At 57.3% G+C, this 17,795-nt stretch carries 14 protein-coding genes; 6 read left to right on the plus strand and 8 right to left on the minus strand.

The genetic code is table 11. From position 1 onward, the window contains the following. Nucleotides 1–269 precede the first annotated feature (269 nt). A complete protein-coding gene (locus UH5x_RS10200; RefSeq protein WP_236696392.1) occupies nucleotides 270–1,133 on the plus strand; it encodes a hypothetical protein in 864 nt (287 codons plus the stop codon). Nucleotides 1,134–1,271: 138 nt separating this feature from the next. On the opposite strand, the gene prfB is transcribed toward UH5x_RS10200, so the two are convergent. Then, nucleotides 1,272–2,397, minus strand: a protein-coding gene (gene prfB, locus UH5x_RS10205; RefSeq protein WP_482635596.1) for a peptide chain release factor 2 whose coding sequence is annotated in 2 segments (ribosomal slippage) — nucleotides 1,272–2,327 and nucleotides 2,329–2,397 — 1,125 coding nt in all. Because the reading frame shifts where the segments join, the coding sequence is not laid out codon by codon here. 97 nt (nucleotides 2,398–2,494) lie between these two features. On the opposite strand from prfB, the gene mnmA reads away from it, so the two are divergent. Continuing rightward, nucleotides 2,495–3,694, plus strand: a complete 1,200-nt coding sequence (gene mnmA / locus UH5x_RS10210; RefSeq protein WP_482635597.1) for a tRNA 2-thiouridine(34) synthase MnmA — start codon at nucleotides 2,495–2,497, stop codon at nucleotides 3,692–3,694. A gap of 671 nt (nucleotides 3,695–4,365) precedes the next feature. Here mnmA and UH5x_RS10215 read toward each other — a convergent pair. Next, the gene (locus UH5x_RS10215) at nucleotides 4,366–4,596 is read right to left on the minus strand and encodes a hypothetical protein (protein ID WP_482635598.1); all 231 of its coding nucleotides are present in this window, start codon (nucleotides 4,594–4,596) and stop codon (nucleotides 4,366–4,368) included. Between the two features lie 341 nt (nucleotides 4,597–4,937). On the opposite strand from UH5x_RS10215, the gene UH5x_RS10220 reads away from it, so the two are divergent. The 4 genes from UH5x_RS10220 (at nucleotide 4,938) to UH5x_RS10235 (ending at nucleotide 8,470) form a co-directional block, all read left to right on the plus strand. Then, entirely contained in the window at nucleotides 4,938–5,591 is a 654-nt protein-coding gene (locus UH5x_RS10220) for a hypothetical protein (protein ID WP_482635599.1), read from the plus strand. A 696-nt stretch (nucleotides 5,592–6,287) separates the two neighbouring features. Continuing rightward, on the plus strand, nucleotides 6,288–6,653 hold the full coding sequence (locus UH5x_RS10225; protein WP_482635600.1) for a DUF1963 domain-containing protein: 366 nt from the start codon (nucleotides 6,288–6,290) through the stop codon (nucleotides 6,651–6,653). 129 nt (nucleotides 6,654–6,782) lie between these two features. Next, the gene (locus UH5x_RS10230) at nucleotides 6,783–7,769 is read left to right on the plus strand and encodes an endonuclease/exonuclease/phosphatase family protein (protein WP_482635601.1); all 987 of its coding nucleotides are present in this window, start codon (nucleotides 6,783–6,785) and stop codon (nucleotides 7,767–7,769) included. Nucleotides 7,770–8,254: 485 nt separating this feature from the next. Next, entirely contained in the window at nucleotides 8,255–8,470 is a 216-nt protein-coding gene (locus tag UH5x_RS10235) for an addiction module protein (RefSeq protein WP_482635602.1), read from the plus strand. A gap of 706 nt (nucleotides 8,471–9,176) precedes the next feature. Here the strand turns inward: UH5x_RS10235 and UH5x_RS10240 are convergent. The 6 genes from UH5x_RS10240 to UH5x_RS10265 form a co-directional block, all read right to left on the minus strand. Beyond that, nucleotides 9,177–9,341, minus strand: a complete 165-nt coding sequence (locus UH5x_RS10240; RefSeq protein WP_482635603.1) for a hypothetical protein — start codon at nucleotides 9,339–9,341, stop codon at nucleotides 9,177–9,179. Then, nucleotides 9,334–10,755 carry a DUF1501 domain-containing protein gene (locus tag UH5x_RS10245; protein WP_047815542.1) on the minus strand — a complete coding sequence of 474 codons (1,422 nt, stop codon included), beginning with the start codon at nucleotides 10,753–10,755 and terminating at the stop codon, nucleotides 9,334–9,336. The genes UH5x_RS10240 and UH5x_RS10245 overlap by 8 nt, the downstream gene beginning before the upstream one ends. Nucleotides 10,756–10,758: 3 nt before the next feature. Further along, nucleotides 10,759–13,470: a PSD1 and planctomycete cytochrome C domain-containing protein gene (locus tag UH5x_RS10250; protein WP_482635604.1), complete on the minus strand. Its 2,712-nt coding sequence runs from the start codon at nucleotides 13,468–13,470 to the stop codon at nucleotides 10,759–10,761. Between the two features lie 117 nt (nucleotides 13,471–13,587). Further along, nucleotides 13,588–15,348 carry a CDC27 family protein gene (locus UH5x_RS10255; RefSeq protein WP_236696393.1) on the minus strand — a complete coding sequence of 587 codons (1,761 nt, stop codon included), beginning with the start codon at nucleotides 15,346–15,348 and terminating at the stop codon, nucleotides 13,588–13,590. An 89-nt stretch (nucleotides 15,349–15,437) separates the two neighbouring features. Next, nucleotides 15,438–16,298 carry a 3-deoxy-8-phosphooctulonate synthase gene (gene kdsA, locus UH5x_RS10260; protein ID WP_482635956.1) on the minus strand — a complete coding sequence of 287 codons (861 nt, stop codon included), beginning with the start codon at nucleotides 16,296–16,298 and terminating at the stop codon, nucleotides 15,438–15,440. A gap of 139 nt (nucleotides 16,299–16,437) precedes the next feature. Beyond that, complete coding sequence (locus UH5x_RS10265) at nucleotides 16,438–17,421, minus strand: diacylglycerol/lipid kinase family protein (protein ID WP_482635957.1); 984 nt, start codon at nucleotides 17,419–17,421, stop codon at nucleotides 16,438–16,440. Nucleotides 17,422–17,795: the final 374 nt, after the last annotated feature.

Genomic DNA, 17,795 nt, shown 5'->3' on the forward strand with positions numbered 1-17,795 from the left:
CCGGCGCGGCAACCAAGTATACTGATTCGACCCCGATCGCTCCCGGTCCAGCCTTCCCTCCGCTGAATTGCTGCCTGCATTCAATGGAAACGGACAGCTTGGCCGCGGGACTGATCGCCAACGGTGCCGAATCAATGGTGGATCTCGCCGTCTAAAATCCATTTTGTCTTCAGCGCCCGACCATTACTTCTCCCTGCACACTGATTCTCAGGATGTTGACCGTGAATCGCCACTTCTTCTCTCGTCGCACCCCAGTTTCGTTCTCCGGAATGACCTCTCTGATGTGCGTTGCCGCTCTCGGTTTCGCCGCCGCGGGACTTGCTTCGCCCTCCCAAGCCAATGCTGGTGGTGAAGAAACCGTCGTCAATGGCTTGTTCGAGGCCATGGAAGCCGGAACGGTCGAGGCCAAATTCATCCCTCAATCGTCTGCAAAAGCCAACTTGTTGGTCAAGAACCTGACTGACAAACCTCTGCACATCCACGTTCCCGCCGCCTTCGCTGGCGTTCCAGTTCTTGCTCAAGGCATGATGGGCGGCATGGGTGGTGGTATGGGCGGCGGCATGGGTGGTGGAATGGGAGGAGGCATGGGCGGAGGCATGGGTGGCGGTGGCGGCGGTCAAGCCATGGGCGGCGGCGGCGGCATGGGTGGTGGCATGGGCGGCGGCATGGGTGGTGGAATGGGCGGAGGCATGGGCGGCGGAATGGGTGGCTTCATGCGAGTCGCACCCGGACGCACGACCAAAATGGCTCTCAACACCGTTTGCCTGGAACATGGCAAACCTGAACCCAACGCCAAAATGAAATACACCATCGCACCACTCGACCAAGTCACCCAAGACCCTGCTGTGACGGCCTTGTGCGAAGCTCTGGGCAATGGACTCATCGCTCAAAACACCGCCCAAGCCGCAACCTGGCACCTGACCGACAAAATGTCATGGAGCGAACTGGCCGAGAAGAATCGCAAGGAAAGCCAGTACACCGGCAACGAGCCTTACTTCACGTCCTTTGAGCTGCGTGCCGCCTCCAATGTCGTGGGCGAAGTCAAACGCATCGCTCAAAATCACCAGGACAAACTGGAGTCAGACGAGAAGACTCAAGGCGGCCTGACCTTGGACAACAACTACGGCAGCTGAGGATGCTTGCCACAGAGTGATCGCCAAGAACGCAATCACCACAGAGAAAACCAAACGATACCTGCGAGGACTTCACGGTCCTCGCAGGTATTTTTTTGGCCGTTGGGTTGATCCAACAAAGTGGATCAACGACGCGAATCAGTCGTCGTCGGAATGGACGGCTTCCGTCTTCCCCGCCTTCAAACGCAGGAACGAGTCGAAGAACCCCTGCAGTTCACTGCCGTCGAGCACACTGTTGAAGTTGCCGACGTAATGCCCCGTCCGAGCGTCCTTGACGCGTTGATCGGGGTGCAAGAAGTAATTGCGAATCTGACTCCCGAAACCGGTTCTTGCCTGAGTCTCGTACTTCTTGGCTTCCTCCGCTTCACGGCGTTCTTCCTCGATTCGTGCCAACTTGGCACGCAGCATCTTCCAGGCGGTGTCCCGGTTTTGGTGCTGACTTCGTTGGTTCTGGCATTGCACAACCGTGTTGGTGGGAATGTGTGTCAACCGAATCGCACTGTCCGTCTTATTGACGTGCTGACCACCTGCTCCACTGGCCCGATACGTGTCCTCGCGAACATCCTTCTTTTCGACATTCACTTCGAACGAATCATCAATCTCAGGCGCAACACTCACGGCAGCAAAGCTCGTCTGGCGTTTGCTTTCGCTGTTGAATGGACTGATCCGAACCAACCGGTGCATGCCTTCCTCCCCCTTGAGATAGCCATACGCCATCGGCCCCCGAACCGCGATCGAAGCATGGTTGATCCCCGCCTCCTCGTTTTCTTGACGGTCCAGCAATTCGATTTTGTATTCCTGTCCCACCGCCCAAGCGGAGTACATCCGAAGCAGCATGTCGGCCCAGTCGTTCGCGTCCGTCCCGCCATCGCGAGCGTTGATGGTCACGATCGCACCCGCGGAATCATTCGGCCCGTTCAACAAAGCCTTCAATTCCAAGTCATCCAGGACGCCCTCCAGGCGATCGATCTCTGACCGAACCTCATCGACAATCGAATCATCGTCCTCTGCCATTTCGAAGAGGGCTTCCAAGTCCTCTGCAGAGGACTCAAGCTCATTCAACGGGGAGACAATTCCTTTGAGCCCCTTGAGTTGCATCACGACTTTTTGAGCCGCTTCACTGTCATTCCAGAAATCGGGCGCCCCCATTTGGGCTTCGATCTTTTTGATCGCTTGGTTCTTGCCAGCGTGGTCAAAGAGAGTCCTGTAGCTGGACCAGGCGGCTGCGAATCGCTTGGCTGCGTTGCGTCAATTCAGCGTCCATGACGAAATGTCCCTCTCGGATATGATGGTGAACCGGCGAGGCCGTGCACGGCGTGTGCAAGGTCCGCCAAATTTTTTTCTTCGAAAACGGATTCTACATGTCTCGCGTGGTTCTCGCGATGAGTGGCGGCGTTGATTCCAGCGTCGCGGCCCACCTGTTGTTGCGTGACGGTCACGAGGTGATCGGAGTCTTCATGCGCCACGGCGAAGCATCCGCTGCCGCCTGCCGAATTGATTCCGACGAACCCCAAAACGCCAATCCCCTGAATCTTCCCGTGCTGGGCGAGTCCGCAGGTGGTAAACGAGCCGACCACAAACAGGGCTGCTGCAGCGCGACCGATGCCGCCGACGCTCGCCGGGTCGCGATGTCGATGGGGATCCCGTTTTACTCCCTCGACCTGCAAGAAGACTTTCGCAAGATCGTGGACTATTTCGTCGACGATTACCTCGCCGCGCGAACACCCAATCCGTGCGTGAAGTGCAATCACTGGATCAAGTTCGGACGTTTGTTCGATTACGCCGATGGTGTCGACGCCGAGTTCGTCGCAACAGGGCACTACGCCCGAATGGTGCACGCCAACGGCCGCTCCGAACTGCACCGAGGCTTGGACGGTCACAAGGATCAATCGTACGCGTTGTTTGGAATCGACCCCGCTCGCTTGCCACGCATGATGCTGCCCGTTGGCGATTTCACCAAACCTGAAATTCGCGACATGGCGACCTCGCTCGGACTGGGTGTGTCAGACAAAAAGGACAGCCAGGAAATCTGCTTCGTCACGCAGGGTCACCACAGCGATTTTGTAAAGTCCCGACGCCCGGAAATGGTCGGCGCAACCGCCGGCGAAATCGTGACCACCAACGGCAAGGTGGTCGGCGAACACAACGGCTTCGAAGCCTTCACCATTGGCCAACGCAAACGACTCGGCGTCGCCATGGGCGAGCCTCACTTTGTGATCCGCATCGAACCAGACACTCGCCGCGTCGTGATCGGGCGATCAGAAGAGCTGCTGCGTCCAGGATTGGTCGCCGATCAATGCAATTGGCTTGTGACACCAGAAGAGCTTGCGGAGGCCACATCAGTTGGCATCCAAATCCGCTACAACGGGCAACCTCACCCCGGGCGAGTTGAGATCGACGCATCCGATCCAACCCAAATGAAAGTGATGTTTGACGAACCACAATCCGCCGTCGCACCAGGCCAAGCCGCCGTCGTATACGATGGCGAACGCGTCCTCGGCGGCGGCTGGATCACCCACGCCATCGATCATGTAGCCAACGGACGCCCTCCGTCGGCGTAAACGCTACCCAGCGCAGCAAGCGAGTGGATCAGCTCTCCTGAACGGAGGCCGTGCAGTTTTGAAGAGCCGTGCTCGTAACATCTTGCGACCCCCGCCCGACGAAGTTGGGAGGGGTCGGAAAACGAGTGTTCAGCGAGATTTCCGGGGGAGGGCACGCGCGACGCCTCCCATGCTCGGCCCCCTCCCTCGCGTACGCCTGAACGGCGTCGCTCGACCTCCCCCCAAACTTCGTTTCGGGAGAGGTGCAACATGCGAAACCCCGCTAAAACGCGGTGCCAGAAAACTGCACGGCCTCGAACGCAGCTGGGGAGCGGTCCCTGCACGCCGTTGAGCACAACGGCGCGGATCCGCGAGGAGCCAGGGTTCGTTTCGACGCAAAGACGCCAGGGCGCAGAGACGCATGGAATCGCTCGAGAGAGAACGTTTCTCCACGGATGCAATTTGCCAGAAGACGGAAGGTGAGTTCGGGGCAACGGCCGAGTCTCTGCGTCCCCGCGTCTCACCGACTCTGCGTCAAAACCATATCGCATCCGCACCGACCCTCTGGCCCCGCCACCGTTTCCCTCCAACCGTACGGTGCCATCCACCCAAAGACCTTGCACTGAGATCGCACTCGTACTCAGGACGCAGCCCGGTACTCGCATTCGTTTTCGAAACCGGCGCCGATCAACTCACAGGGCGTCACGGTCCAGCACGGTACGGCGGCGCAAGCGATGCTGCACCGAATCATTGCGGTGTTGCTCCGAATCGCGATGGAATCTGTTGGTGCAGTTGAGCCGGAGGCGGGGTTCCCTGATGCATTCGAGCACGAGTACTGCTTCGCTGAGCACGAGCACGAGCACGAGCACGAGCACGAGCACGAGCACGAGCACGAGCACGAGCACGAAATCAGGTCGCCCCACACACTGACCATCGCCGGCTTGCTGGTTTGCTCAGTCGTTTGTTGCTCGGTCCCGTTTCAGCCGGTATTCTTCGATCAGGAGGGCCCGCCCCATCGGTGAGCCGATCGCCATGCAAGCCCAACGCAAGAACCAAGGGTTGTTGCCGAACTAAGCAGGTCGGCTGGAATGATCGGGCACAACCATGTGAGCCGTTTGGGCGTTAGCCCCGGTTGCGCGTGAAAACCGTGGCTAACGCCAACGGCTCACATACCCGATGACACCTGCGTACCTGCTTAGGCCTGCGAACGCTTGGCTATAGAACATGAACCGTCCCGGCTCGCAAAACCCAAACGTTCGCCAACATGATTGATCGCCTAATACAGCTTGGAAAGTGGGTGGCGATTCTCTTGATCGGCTTCTTCGCTATCTCCTTCCTGGCGTTTGGTTCAACAGGGGGAGGCGCCGGTGCTGGGACTGGTGTGATTTCACATTGGTTCGGCGCCTCGTTTCATATTTGGCCAGATGCGGCGAACGACACTTCTGGATCACTCCGCATTGAGGGCAATACTTCGCCAAGGTTCATGTTATGGGGGCACACTTGTCCGCACTACACGGAGTTACGAATCGAATGGGAGATGTTCCACCGCGTTCCGTACGAAGGTGAAGCAAATCTAGACCTTGAGCAATTGACGATTGTCGCGGGCAATCAAACGTCAAGCTTGGACAAGGATTCACTTTCTAAGCTACTACGCATGTCGCCCGCGAACCCGCGTGATGCTGAGTACGTCGGGGCATTGCTACGATTCATTTATTCTGCGAGAGATGGAACACTTCCACCGCCTCAACATCATTTAATCGAGTTGCCGACGACGCTTTCCGGTAACATGCAACATTTTGCATCCGGAACAGCCGTATCGCCAATTCAACTGCTATGGATCATTTCTTGGTTTGGGTACGGCATTCGCCGATTGTTTTCACATCGAAGTGGTTCATCGCCTGTAGTCAGCGAGGCATAATTAAGCGATCAACCGCAGACGGCCACGACGTTTTGCGGTCATCCAAGCGTTAATCTGGCCGACGCGGTTGTCGCTATCGTTCCGCAGGCGATTGAAACCTCACGCTCCGTCGTCCGTGGTGATCGGTGCGCTCGATCCTGGCTCGCGTACGGCCGTACGGTGCCATCCACCCAAAGCCATTGCACATAACTCGTTCTCGTACTCAGGGCGCAGCCCAGTACTCGCACTCGTTTTCGAAACCGGCGACGATCAACTCACAGGGCGTCACGGCCCAGCACGGTACGGCGGCGCAAGCGATGCTGCACCGAATGGTTGCAGTGTTGCTCCGAATCGCGATGGAATCTGATGGTGCAGTTGAGCCGGAGGCGGGGTTCCCTGATGCATTCGAGCACGAGTACTGCTTCGCTGAGCACGAGCACGAGCACGAGCACGAGCACGAATTCAGGTCGCCCCACACACTGACCATCGCCGGCTTGCTGGTTTGCTCAGTCGTTTGTTGCTCGGTCCCGTTTCAGCCGGTATTCTTCGATCAGGAGGGCCCGCCCCATCGGTGAGCCGGTCGCCATGCAAGCCCAACGCAAGAACCAAGGGTTGTTGCCGAACTAGGCCTGCGAACGCTTGGCTATAGAACATCAACCGTCCCGGCTCGCAAAACCCAAACGTTCGCCGACTTGCTAGCGTTGTTGGGAACAAAACATGAGCCTTTCCTCTGCAATCGAATCCAATCGGCTTTCCAGATTGAAAGATGCTTTGCATGAGTTGTCGCGCGAGTGTGTTCGGCTCTCGGCGGAGCGGACAAGAGACTCCCAAACGCCAATTGGCGTCTCGAAATTCGGTGGGGAGCCTGACGTGCCACCATCGTTTGATTGGCCCATTTGGGAGGACGAGCCGATGACGTTTTTGGGCCAGATCAATTGCCAACAGATCTCGCGGATACTTCGCCCCAACTTCTTCCCGGATTCGGGTCTGCTCTTTTTTTTTCACTTCGTTGACGTTGATGGATGTTATTCTCGACGGAAATCAAATCGAGTATGTTGGTGGCAACGATCCACACGCCCCTGATTGCCTCGTCCGGCTCGACTCGGGATTCACCCTCGGGTTTGTTCTGGATTCAAACGCTGGTCACGGCCCCGCTGGATTACGATCTTGGTCGATCCAAAACTGATAGCCTCCAATGCGAGCCGAAATGGCATGGTAAATCGACGTCGCATCATTGCTCGCGTTGTTTGCCTCGTCCTGATTCTTATTTTCGTCCCCTATATCGTCAGCCGGATTGCCAGTTCATGGCGTGGCCTGTCCGCCCACGCATCGACGTCGATGGACGCCCCATCTGTGAATGGGCGGCCCCTGCGCATTGCGTGTTACAACATTGCTCACGGTCGCGGCCAATCGAAATCAAACTGGACTGGCGAATCGAAAGCCATGCGTCAGCAGCGATTGGACGAAATCGCGAAACAGATCGCGTCCGTTGATGCGGACATCGTTGTCTTGAATGAGGTCGATTTCGACTCTTCTTGGAGCTTCTCCGTTAACCAAGCGGAGTACCTTGCCGAACAGGCAGGCTACCCGTACCGCGCGGAGCAACGAAACCTCGACTTCCGCGTCTTGTTCTGGAAATGGCGTTTTGGAAACGCGGTTTTGTCTCGTTTTCCGATTCGCGACTCGACGGTCATTGATTTCCCAAGCTATTCGCGCGCTGAGACACTGCTTGCGGGCAAAAAACGCGGGCTCGAATGCGTCGTGGATGTTGAAGGGACACTCATCGATGTTGCTGGCGTGCATCTATCACATCGCAATGAAGGTGTTCGAACGAAGTCAGTCGATTTGCTCATGAATGTGACCAAACCAAAGCTGATTGCCGGCGACTTCAACTCAACACCCACAGGTTTTCCTCGGTCGACAACCGATGCATCAGAGGGAAATGCGATTGACAAGGTTGACGAAAACGCTCTCTTTCAACGTCGCCCCATTGATTCCCCTTCGGGCGAATCTGAGTTTACCTTCCACTCAAGCGATCCCGGTTCTGTGATTGACTGGATCCTCGCGTCTGACGACTGGCAAATCATCGACTACAAGGTGATTCCTTCGCTCTTGTCAGACCACCGCATGCTTGTCGCCGAGGTGTTGCTGGTTTCCGGTGCTCAGGAAGTTGAAAGCGGCAATGCAAACAAGCCGTGAACCAGGAAACTGATTCACGCGGAAACTGAAATCAAAGTCTTCCGTTCACGCCCGGTTTCGGCAGACGTGATCGTGATCGAAACCAGCCCCGATTGTCCGCGCCAGCATTGGACCACCGTGTTCGTTTCGTGGCACCCACCAAACCTCTTTTTAAAAACGGCACGGCATCCGCAGTTGGGGAGCGTCGTAGAGTGGCCGGCACCATCCGTCCCCCAAGAGTCGTATCTGGTAGACTCGATTTCGCGACAGGGAGCGTCCCGGTCGCTTCGTTGCTCGCCTCCCCAGTGCGGCGACAAAGTTCAACACACGATCGATCCACCAGTCAGGTGACCAAACTCAACCGCAACGCGGATCTTTTTCAACGCTCGACCAGCGGATAGATCGCAATTCGTTCACCGACTGAAATGCGGGCCCTCACCGGCCCATGATCCCAGACGCCTGACATGCTACAATGAGCTCGCCTCATCATCACCGGAGACCCCCGAATGGTTCGCGCTTCTGACCTTGCCGATCTGCCTGTCAGCGAGAAACTTCAGCTTATCACTGAGCTTTGGGATCAAATTGCCTCTCGAAGGGACAGCCCAGCTTTACCGGAGTGGGTTCGGGACGAGTCGAATCGTCGATTCGAGGCGATGGAACGCGATCCGGGAGCCTGCTTGACCGAAGAGCAAATGTGGCGACAGGTAGATGAAACGCGTTGATCGATTCAGCCCAGAATTCCCGTCCGACGTCACCGATGCTCTTTCATACTACGACGCGATCGCGATCGATCTTGGCAATCGCTTTCGGGACGCACTGAAATCTACTTCTTGTAGAAATTCGCGACCGCCCTGAATCGTTCGGGTACACCGATCCGCCGACACGCGGGGCAATGCTTTCCAGATTCCCTTACGTTGTCGTGTTCCGCGCAACGGAAAACCAACTCCATTTCGGCGGCGTTTTCCATTCGGCGTCAGAGCCAACTCGCTGGCGGAAACGCATGCGGCCAGCCTGAGGGATCTCCAATGCGGATTTGACTTTGCGTGAACGCGAAGGTTGAGTCACTTTCAATAGCAGCTTGCTTCGTTCGTCGCGGTTCGAAACGCGAACGCCTAGCCGAAGCTCAAGTGCCTACGACGGCCCCGTCCGGGGCGACCTGCTGGGGTCCGCCATCGGTCTCGGGGCTTCCGCCCCGAGCGAAGGACGGCAGCCCCATCCGGGGCAAACGGAGCACAAAACGCAAGAGCACAAGGTGCCAGCCAGCTTTCCAGAAACTCGTGCTCGTGCTCAGTCGCGCCAGCGACGGTGCTCGTAATCGTGATCGAAACCAGACGCGATTGTCCGCGCAATCATTGGATCACGAATGACTCGATATTGACCGACTCTCGATCGACGCCGTGGCTCGATCGTTGGAGACATCACCATCGCTCAGCGATTCGCGATGATCTCGCGATAAATCCCGATGGTGTCGCGGAGTCCGCAGCGGAGGACCATGCTGAGATCGAGCGAGATTACGAGCACCGCTTCGCTGAGCACGACGACGCTGAGGAGCCGGAATAGAAAGGCCTTGGGTTGGGCACTCTGATCAACCAATGATCTCGTCAACAACACGCCCGTGAACGTCGGTCAAACGGAAATCACGACCGGCGTAGCGGTACGTCAACTGTTTGTGGTCGTAGCCCATCAGCCGCAGAATCGTGGCGTGCATGTCATGCACATGGACTCGGTTTTCGACTGCTTTGAACCCCAGCTCATCGGTTGCCCCGACTCGCGTTCCTGCATTCACCCCGCCACCGGCCATCCACATCGTGAACCCGTAGTGATTGTGATCGCGGCCGTTCATTTTGCCTTGGTTGGACCCTGCCTTGGGCATTTCGACCACGGGCGTCCGCCCAAATTCACCGCCCCAAATCACCAGCGTCTCGTCCAGCAATCCGGTCCGCTTCAAATCGGTCAGCAACGCTCCAATCCCTTGATCGACGCCCTTCGCAACTCGTCGGTGAGCCTTGTCCAAATCATCGTGACTGTCCCAGGGTTGCCCAGCACCGGTGTAGAGCTGCACAAAGCGAACACCACGCTCGACCAACCGCCGAGCAATCAAGGCTTGCCTCGAAAAATCACCCTCGCCGTACATTTGCCGCGTTTCTTCCGTTTCGCGACTGATGTCGAAAGCCTCGGACGCTTCGCTTTGCATGCGATAGGCCAGTTCGAACGACTCAATGCGAGATTCCAAGCGAGGGTCGCTTCCACGCTGAGCTGCGTGTTGCTGATTCAGTTTGGCCAGCAGATCCAACTGCTCGCGTTGATTGGTTGGATGGACCGAACGCCCTCGGATGTTCTCCAGCAATCGCTCGACCGATGCGAAACTGCTGTCGATGTAAGTCCCTTGGTACTTGCCTGGCAAAAAACCATTCTGCCAGTTCTGTGACTCTTTGATCGGGTACCCACCTGGACACATCGCAATGAAGGAGGGCAGGTTCTCGTTGTCACTGCCCAAACCATAGGTCAACCACGATCCCATCGCGGGCCGGATCAACCGAGCCTCGCCACAGTTCATCAGCAACAACGAAGGCTCATGGTTGGGAACGTCGGCGTACATGCTGTTGACCACACACAGATCATCCGCGTGCTTGGCCGTGTGCTCGAACAACTCGCTGACTTCCAACCCGCACTCGCCGTACTGGTCCCATTTGTAGGGCGACCGCATCACGTTGCCCGTGGGCCGTTCGGTCTTCAAATTGGCCATCGGAGCCGACTTGCCATCGAACTCCTCCAGCGCAGGCTTGCGATCGAACGAGTCCACTTGGCTGGGACCGCCATTCATGAACAAGTGAATGACACGCTTGGCTTTCGCGGGAAAGTGTGGCATCACCTCCCCACCAAAGTTCGCTGGGTTGGGCAACCCAGACGCAGCGCTTTCACGGCACAGAGCGTCGGTCAGTGCGAGCGAGCCAAAGCCCATCCCGCAAACTTTCAATGCATCACGACGAGACAAAGGTAAATTCATGATTCAATCCACGAATGCGAATTCGTTGGTGAGGAACAACACCTGGGCCAATTGAGCCAGGCGATCCAAGTGAGGCAGTTCGGTCTTTTCAAAGGGGCCACTGAAATCGTCAACGGAGTTGGCTTCGACGACAGCCCCATCATTCGCCGTCGCTGAAATCTTCGATCGCCAAAAGAAACTATCGTGGCTCAACGTCGGACCGCTGTGAGCGATGAATTCGACGAATTCGCCTTTGCGGATCTTTCGTTTCCTGGCTGGCAGAGGTCGATTGCTGCTGAATTGTTTTTCGTCAAACACGACCTCACCAGCGATCCGAATCACCGCCTGAATCCCATCACCTTCTTTCGCCCGGTGGCCGACCATTCCGATAACTTTGACGACGCCATCCACGGGACTCCTCCAACGACGCACCACGGCACCGTTGTCGCCATGGCCGGGATGCCCGCCCTCGTTGGTCAGCCGTGCGTAGCTGAAGGATCCCGGACTGGGATACTCGCTCTCAATCTGCCAGCCGTTCTTTTCGAAAGTCGGGAAGGCCGTGAACCCTTCAAGCTGGTCGTCTTTCCAGGTTGCCGTCCCATACGTCCACAACTCACGCGGGTCCGCCTCGACCAAAGGTGGCAACTCAGCTGATGAGACAAACGAGACCGCTTGCTCCAACTCCGAGGCCGTGGGCTCTCGCTGCAACAAACGCTGAAACAGTTCGGTCACTTGTTTCGCGGACTCGCCGGAACTGGCACGCCGGACGTCACGTGCCGTCGCCAAGGCAGCCGAAGCCAGCTGGGGATGATTCAGCAAAAACAGAGCTTGCTGCGGAACCGTGGTTTCGTAGCGTTCCGGCGAATGCATGTCCGGACTTGCAAAGTCAAACGTGCGAAACAATCCCGGCAGGTTTTGGCGATTGATCATCGCGTACAACGTCCGGCGAGGCGTGACGGTCGGCGATGTGATCTCGACCGACTCACCTCCATACCGGCAATCCATCAGATTCGCCCCCACCAAGATGCTGTCGCGCAAGGACTCGAATTCACGCCGACGTCGTTCCGCTCTTGCGAGTGCGGTGTTGGTCGGATCACGGGCCAAAGCTTCCGCACTGACGGCGGATGACTGCTGATAAATTCGAGTGGACAAAATGCGGCGAATCAAACGCTGGGTGCTCCAGTGCGTTTGAAAGTCCACGGCTAGGTCATCGAGCACCCCGGGGATCGCTGGAGCGGGGGTCCGAAACCCGAAATCACTGGGTGAATCGACCAGCGGCCGTCCAATCAAATGCCCCCACATGCGATTGACATAGACGCGAGCGGTCAACGGATTCTCGGGAGAAATGACTTTCATGGCCAGATCCAGTCGGCCACTGCCCGCCTCAAACTGCGGTTCCTCCGCTTTGCGAAACGCGGTCAAGTACTGACGCGGTGCTTCTTCGCCACGGTTCCCACGCTGACCACGAATGTAAATCTGCTGCCCCCGTAGTTTGTCTCGATCCACCAACATCAATGGACTCGGCGCCGCGTCCAAGTCCTCCGGTGGCACACTGTTGTTGAGCACGTTGTAAAGCGAGTAGTAATCCATCGTGGGGATCGGATCGAATTTGTGATCGTGACAACGAGCACACGAAACGGTCAGCCCCAACAATCCTCGCGTGATCACATCGATGCGATCGTCCAAGGTGTCATCGTTTGATAAAAACTTCCGACCAATGGTGATGAATCCCATCGCGTCGGCGTTGCCGTTTTCGTTCTTGGGATCGGTTCGATCACCCGCCAATTGATGACGCACCATCTCATCAAATGGCATGTCTTCGGCAAACGCTTTCAGCACCCAATCTCGGTATCGATGCGATCCTTTGATCGTGCGTTCTTTGCCCGCAGTGGTGTATCCAATGGTGTCGGCGTACCGAGCAACGTCCAACCAATGCCGCCCCATCCGCTCGCTCATCCGTGGGTCTGCCAGCATCTGATTCACACGACGCTGAAAGGCATCGGGACGACGATCCTCACGAAACGACTGAAGTTCCTCGTACGTCGGTGGCAAACCGGACAAATCAAAATGCAACCGTCGCAGCAACGTGTCCCGATCCGCCATCTCGTTGACAGAAATCCCCAGTTCGCCGGCGTGCTTCGCCGAAAGGTCATCCATCAAATCGCGTGAGTTTGCATCCGTGGCAACTTGGCTTGCACGCAACTCCTCGCCACTCACACGTGTCGGGGGAACAAACGCCCAATGCGAATTGACATCTCGCTCGAGAGGCGAAAGCGACTCGGCGACCGAATGCTCCTCTTCGCGTGGATCGACTGCCCCGGATTCAATCCAGTGTTTCAGGATCGCAATTTCTTCGTCACTGAGTTTTTCATCCGGTGGCATCTCCAACCCGGATTCTTCGTAGCTGATCGCTCGCACCAACACACTTGCGTCCGCGTCGCCAGGGACGATCGATGCCCCCCGTGATCCACCCGCCTTCATCGCAGGGGCAGAATCCAGTCGATAGTCTCCCATCGATTCGCCGGATTCACTGGAATGACATTCGTAGCAGCGCTCGATCAGCAATGGTCGAACTTTGGCTTCAAAGAAGTCGAGTTCATCGGCGTTCGCACCGCCCGAAAAGACCAGTGATGCAGCGAGACAGAGACTCAGATTCCAAGCGCAGAACGAACGGATGGCCGAAAGGCGGCGCGCATCAAAAGACCGCTGGTCTCGACGTGATTGGCGGACGAGCATCGTCGGATCGCTTGCTGGCGGGAGGGAGGGTGGCAGGGACGGCCCAAGGTGGGAGGACGGAAGAGTATTCCGCCCCAAAGCCGACAGGGGCCATTGTATCACCGCACCTCGTCGAAGTCACTCTTGAAATGTCTTCGCGATCAATCTTGCTCGCAGCCGATTGCCATGCTCGCTGTAAGTCCGCTCCGATTTCAGCAACTCCTCGACTTCGTCCCAGTCTTTCGCGTGTTCTTTGGCACGGGCGAAGTTGTAACGAGCGGAATCTTCCCACATCGACATCTGGTCTTCGTCCAAGACTCGTTTCCCGAACCAATTGGCCGCCGTGTCGAATCGCCCATCATCGTACTGAACCAACGCCAGCCAATGAGTGGCCGTGCGTTTCCCCAATCGCATGAACATTTGAATCTGCTGCAGTTGTTGATCGTACTGAGAACTCTCAATCCCCAGCCCGCGTCGCAGACCGTAGCGTTTCTGCAAGTCGACGTTGATTCGCAAGTCTTCAATCTCAAACTCGGGAGCACGCTGTTCCAAGTACCGAGTCCGGGCCCCTTTGACGCCTTCGATATCATCGTCCGAGAAATGCCCGGTCAGGTGCTGCCAACGTCCGCTGGAAAGGTTGCGAGCCATGTCGTCTTCCCCATCCAACACCGCCCAGCGGGACAGGTACCAAAACGAGAACAATGGGTCTCGCTCGACCATCCGTTCCGCCTCGGCTTGATAAATCTGGCTCAACAACGGAAGGGACCAAATCCGCACCCCGGCAATCCCGGGAATCGCGTCCAACTGCTTTGCCACGGCGTCCACGTCCATCGACAGTGTCATCCGACGATCACCCGTCAGACCGTTTTGCAGTTTCTTCATCCGTGGTGAAATGGCTTCGATTCGGGCGTTCAGCAGAGCCACACTCTGCTGCACATCGGTCCGCGAGAGTGGGTAGTCGAAGTAACCGGCCACATCCAAGCGACGCATCACGGTCGGTTCTTTGCGAGCCTGTTCCAAGGTCGCAATGCCAACTTGGTCTGGCCCCGGAATCGGCAATCCCAATTCCGTTTCAAACAGATAAATCTGATCTCCCGCCAAAACGCCCACTGACCACGGTGTCAACGAACCGTCTTCATCCGACTGCAAAGCCAGCACGGCGGCTCGAACGCCGGCCTGCTCGCACAAAGCCGTGAAGACATTGGCACGCTGTATCGGGTCACCGCGACCTCGCCAAATGGTTTGATAAAGCGTTTGCCGATAGCCGGGTCCCTCCAGCTTCATGCCGAACGGCAGGGCTGGTCGCGGGATTTGCGGAGGTACCCCTTCTGAACTGTCGAGCGGCTCCGCGGCGATGTTGCGAATCGTCCAGTCGAACAACCGGCAGGCGGTTCGAAGTTGAGCGGCTGCGTCCTCGCCAATCTCTGCCGACAATCCCTTCAACCAATCGACCAGCAAAGGGTCTTCGCGAATGGGATCGTCCATCCACTGCACGGCGTGACGAAACAAATAGGCGTCTCGCAACACGGTCACATCGGTCGGTTGAAACTCTTCTCGAAGGATTTCCGCCCGCAGGTTTTCCTCTGGAATGACATCCGTCAGCGTGGACGCCAACTCGGGAATCTCGCCCGAACCATCGTCGCTGGACTGATTCTGGGACCACTGGTTCAAGTGATAGGAAATTTGCCGACTGGCTTTTTCCTCGTTCAACCCCACGAACTGACTGAGCAGCGAAACGGTTTCCCCAAGGTGATCCTGCTGGGACTGTTGTTGCAGTGCGACCTGACGCTGGGTTTGAATCCGACGAACGGTTTCCGAGTCGTCGGTGCATCCGGCCAGCAACACCGCGGCAGATGCCATCCAGGCCAGAACCGAAGCGGGCGAAGAAGCGAACGTCATGGTTTGTTTGGCGAAGTGGAGCACGGCGGGAACAAACAGAGCGGCGAAGAAAAGAACAGCATTTCGAAACGTTGCATCGCAGATGCCGGTCAGCCATCGAGGCTGTCGACCGTCTCTCGCAATCGCAACAAGCGGTCCAACGTTCCCGCGAATTCGTCCAGCGGGATCATGTTTGGCCCGTCACTCGGCGACGTTTCTGGGTCGGGGTGCGTCTCGAAAAAGAGAGCGTCACACCCGATGGCTACGGCCGCGCGAGCCAATGGTTCAACCATTTCCCGATTTCCGCCCGTCGCCCCGCCCAAGCCACCCGGTTGCTGGACACTGTGAGTCGCATCAAAAACGACGGGGACTCCCAACGACCGCATGATCGGAATCGACTGCATGTCGTTGACCAACCGCCCGTAACCGAAAAACGTGCCCCGCTCGCAAGCCATCACGCCGCCATCGCCGGACCCTCGCAATTTGTCGATCACGTACCGCATGTCTCCCGGCGACATGAATTGGCCCTTTTTGACGTTCACAGGACGCCCCGTGCCCGCCGCGGCGACCAACAAATCCGTCTGACGCGCCAAAAAAGCCGGGATCTGCAGCAAATCGCAAACCTCGCCCACCATCGCGGCCTGCTCCGGCAAATGAATGTCGGTCGTCACCGGCAAACCTGTGTTCGCCCGAACCGCCTCCAAAAGCCCGAGTCCTTGTTCGATCCCCGGGCCGCGTTGCGATGCCAAACTGGTCCGGTTGGCTTTGTCGAACGAAGCTTTGAAGATCACCTGAACGTCGGGACGCTGGTTGATCCGAGCCAATTCCTCGCCGATTTGGAGCGCCAATTCACGCGACTGCAACACGCACGGTCCAGCGATGACCAACAGTGGTTCTCCCGGGCCACACACGTAGTCGCCAATTGAAACGGGTTGAATCTTCGGAGTTTCGGGCATTGGTTCGCGGGCCATGCAGGTCGGGCGGATCGGAAACAATCGAACCATCACCAGCCAATCGACTGTTCTTTCGAATCAGGCAGGCAATGGAATCGCTTCATTTCATCTTGGCGTTTGCCGGATTCATTGCCAATCGGACTGACAAAATCAACCGTCAATTGGCAGCCCGGAGCAATGTCACGTGGTCGGGCAACACTTCAATCTGAACCGGCAGTCTCCCAGCGTAATCCCCATCGACCTGATACGGCACTCGCGAAAGACTGGACCAGGTGATCTTGGTCGCTTGGTAGCGAAAGACATCGGAACGCTTCAAATGGCGACCGCCCGGCAACGCCATCAAATACCGCAGACCAGCGATCACGGAACCGTAAGCCAGGTTGATCAGATCCAATTGCCCGTCGTTTCCATTGGCTTCAGGTTCAATGGGCAGCGAGGCCGCGTAACAAGGCAAATTGAAAGCCATCATCCAACAACCGCTGGTCCGAACCGTTTGCTTCCGCTCAAGTGCCCCCGAAGACGTTGTTCGTCCCTTTGTGCCGACGCCGATCTTCTCTGGAGCCGAAACCGGCATCGCCTGTTCCATCTCCGCATCAATCACAGGAAACGCGTACCGACGAATGGCTCGCCAAAGCGGCCCGGCGTAGCTGAAACGATTGATGTGACCGCGACGTGTCAAATGCATCGCCCGCACGACCTCTGCGTCGAAGCCCGCCGTGACCATCACCAGAAACAACCTTCCGTTGGCTCGGCCGGCGTCGACCCTCATCGCTTCTCCCTGACGAATCGTCGCCAACACGTCCTCGGCACGCCGCGAATACCGGTAGTAACGAGCCAATAAATTTTCGGTGCCCATCGGCATCGGGATCAAGGCACTGCCTGGTGGCAACTTCCCCGCCAGCAGCGCCAGAGTCCCATCGCCCCCGGCCCCGACCACGGCCACGTCGTCCGGCAGTGAATCGGCCTCGCCCACTCGCTCGGCAAGTTCGACCAAGTTGTCGATCCGGCGACAAGTCAGGCCGCCGGCGCGACACAGCTCGATCAAACGCAAAATTTCTCCGCGTCCCGCACCGCTCCCCGCCTTGGGGCTGGTGAAGATCCAGACCTCACGAATTTTCCGTTTCGAGTCCACAGCGGGCACAGTCAATTGCTTTTTGGAGAGCGAGTTTCAACGACGGGAAAGAACCGAGGCGAAGTGTCAAACAATTTGCATCTCGGTGATAGACGAAATCGGGGATCCAATCAGAAGGCAGCCACCCACTGCGACGTTGTGTCGTTCGCCTGTCACTTGACCAGAGCCTGTTTGGACGCCGCGGACGCGTTCCAACCTGAGTTTTTCGAGTCATCAAAATTTTGTGCCCTCACCGCGAGAGCCCCAGCCCACCGCGGGAACGCCCGATCGCAGCAAAAACACACGGATTCGTTTGCCCGCCCGTTTTTTGCAACCTAGGCTTCGGCGGAACCCACTGACAACTGTTTTGGGCTCCGCATTCGCTTCGACTTCACTTTCTCGAG

This window comes from Rhodopirellula sp. UH5 (assembly GCF_056839225.1).

Bases quoted from the DNA above. Each gene is read 5' to 3' on its own strand.
- UH5x_RS10220 (WP_482635599.1), top strand. From the start codon at position 4,938: ATGATTGATCGCCTAATACAGCTTGGAAAGTGGGTGGCGATTCTCTTG.
- UH5x_RS10255 (WP_236696393.1), bottom strand. From the start codon at position 15,348: ATGACGTTCGCTTCTTCGCCCGCTTCGGTTCTGGCCTGGATGGCATCT.
- kdsA (WP_482635956.1), bottom strand. From the start codon at position 16,298: ATGGCCCGCGAACCAATGCCCGAAACTCCGAAGATTCAACCCGTTTCA.
- mnmA (WP_482635597.1), top strand. From the start codon at position 2,495: ATGTCTCGCGTGGTTCTCGCGATGAGTGGCGGCGTTGATTCCAGCGTC.
- UH5x_RS10200 (WP_236696392.1), top strand. From the start codon at position 270: ATGACCTCTCTGATGTGCGTTGCCGCTCTCGGTTTCGCCGCCGCGGGA.
- UH5x_RS10225 (WP_482635600.1), top strand. From the start codon at position 6,288: ATGAGCCTTTCCTCTGCAATCGAATCCAATCGGCTTTCCAGATTGAAA.
- UH5x_RS10245 (WP_047815542.1), bottom strand. From the start codon at position 10,755: ATGAATTTACCTTTGTCTCGTCGTGATGCATTGAAAGTTTGCGGGATG.
- UH5x_RS10250 (WP_482635604.1), bottom strand. From the start codon at position 13,470: ATGCTCGTCCGCCAATCACGTCGAGACCAGCGGTCTTTTGATGCGCGC.
- UH5x_RS10235 (WP_482635602.1), top strand. From the start codon at position 8,255: ATGGTTCGCGCTTCTGACCTTGCCGATCTGCCTGTCAGCGAGAAACTT.
- UH5x_RS10230 (WP_482635601.1), top strand. From the start codon at position 6,783: ATGGTAAATCGACGTCGCATCATTGCTCGCGTTGTTTGCCTCGTCCTG.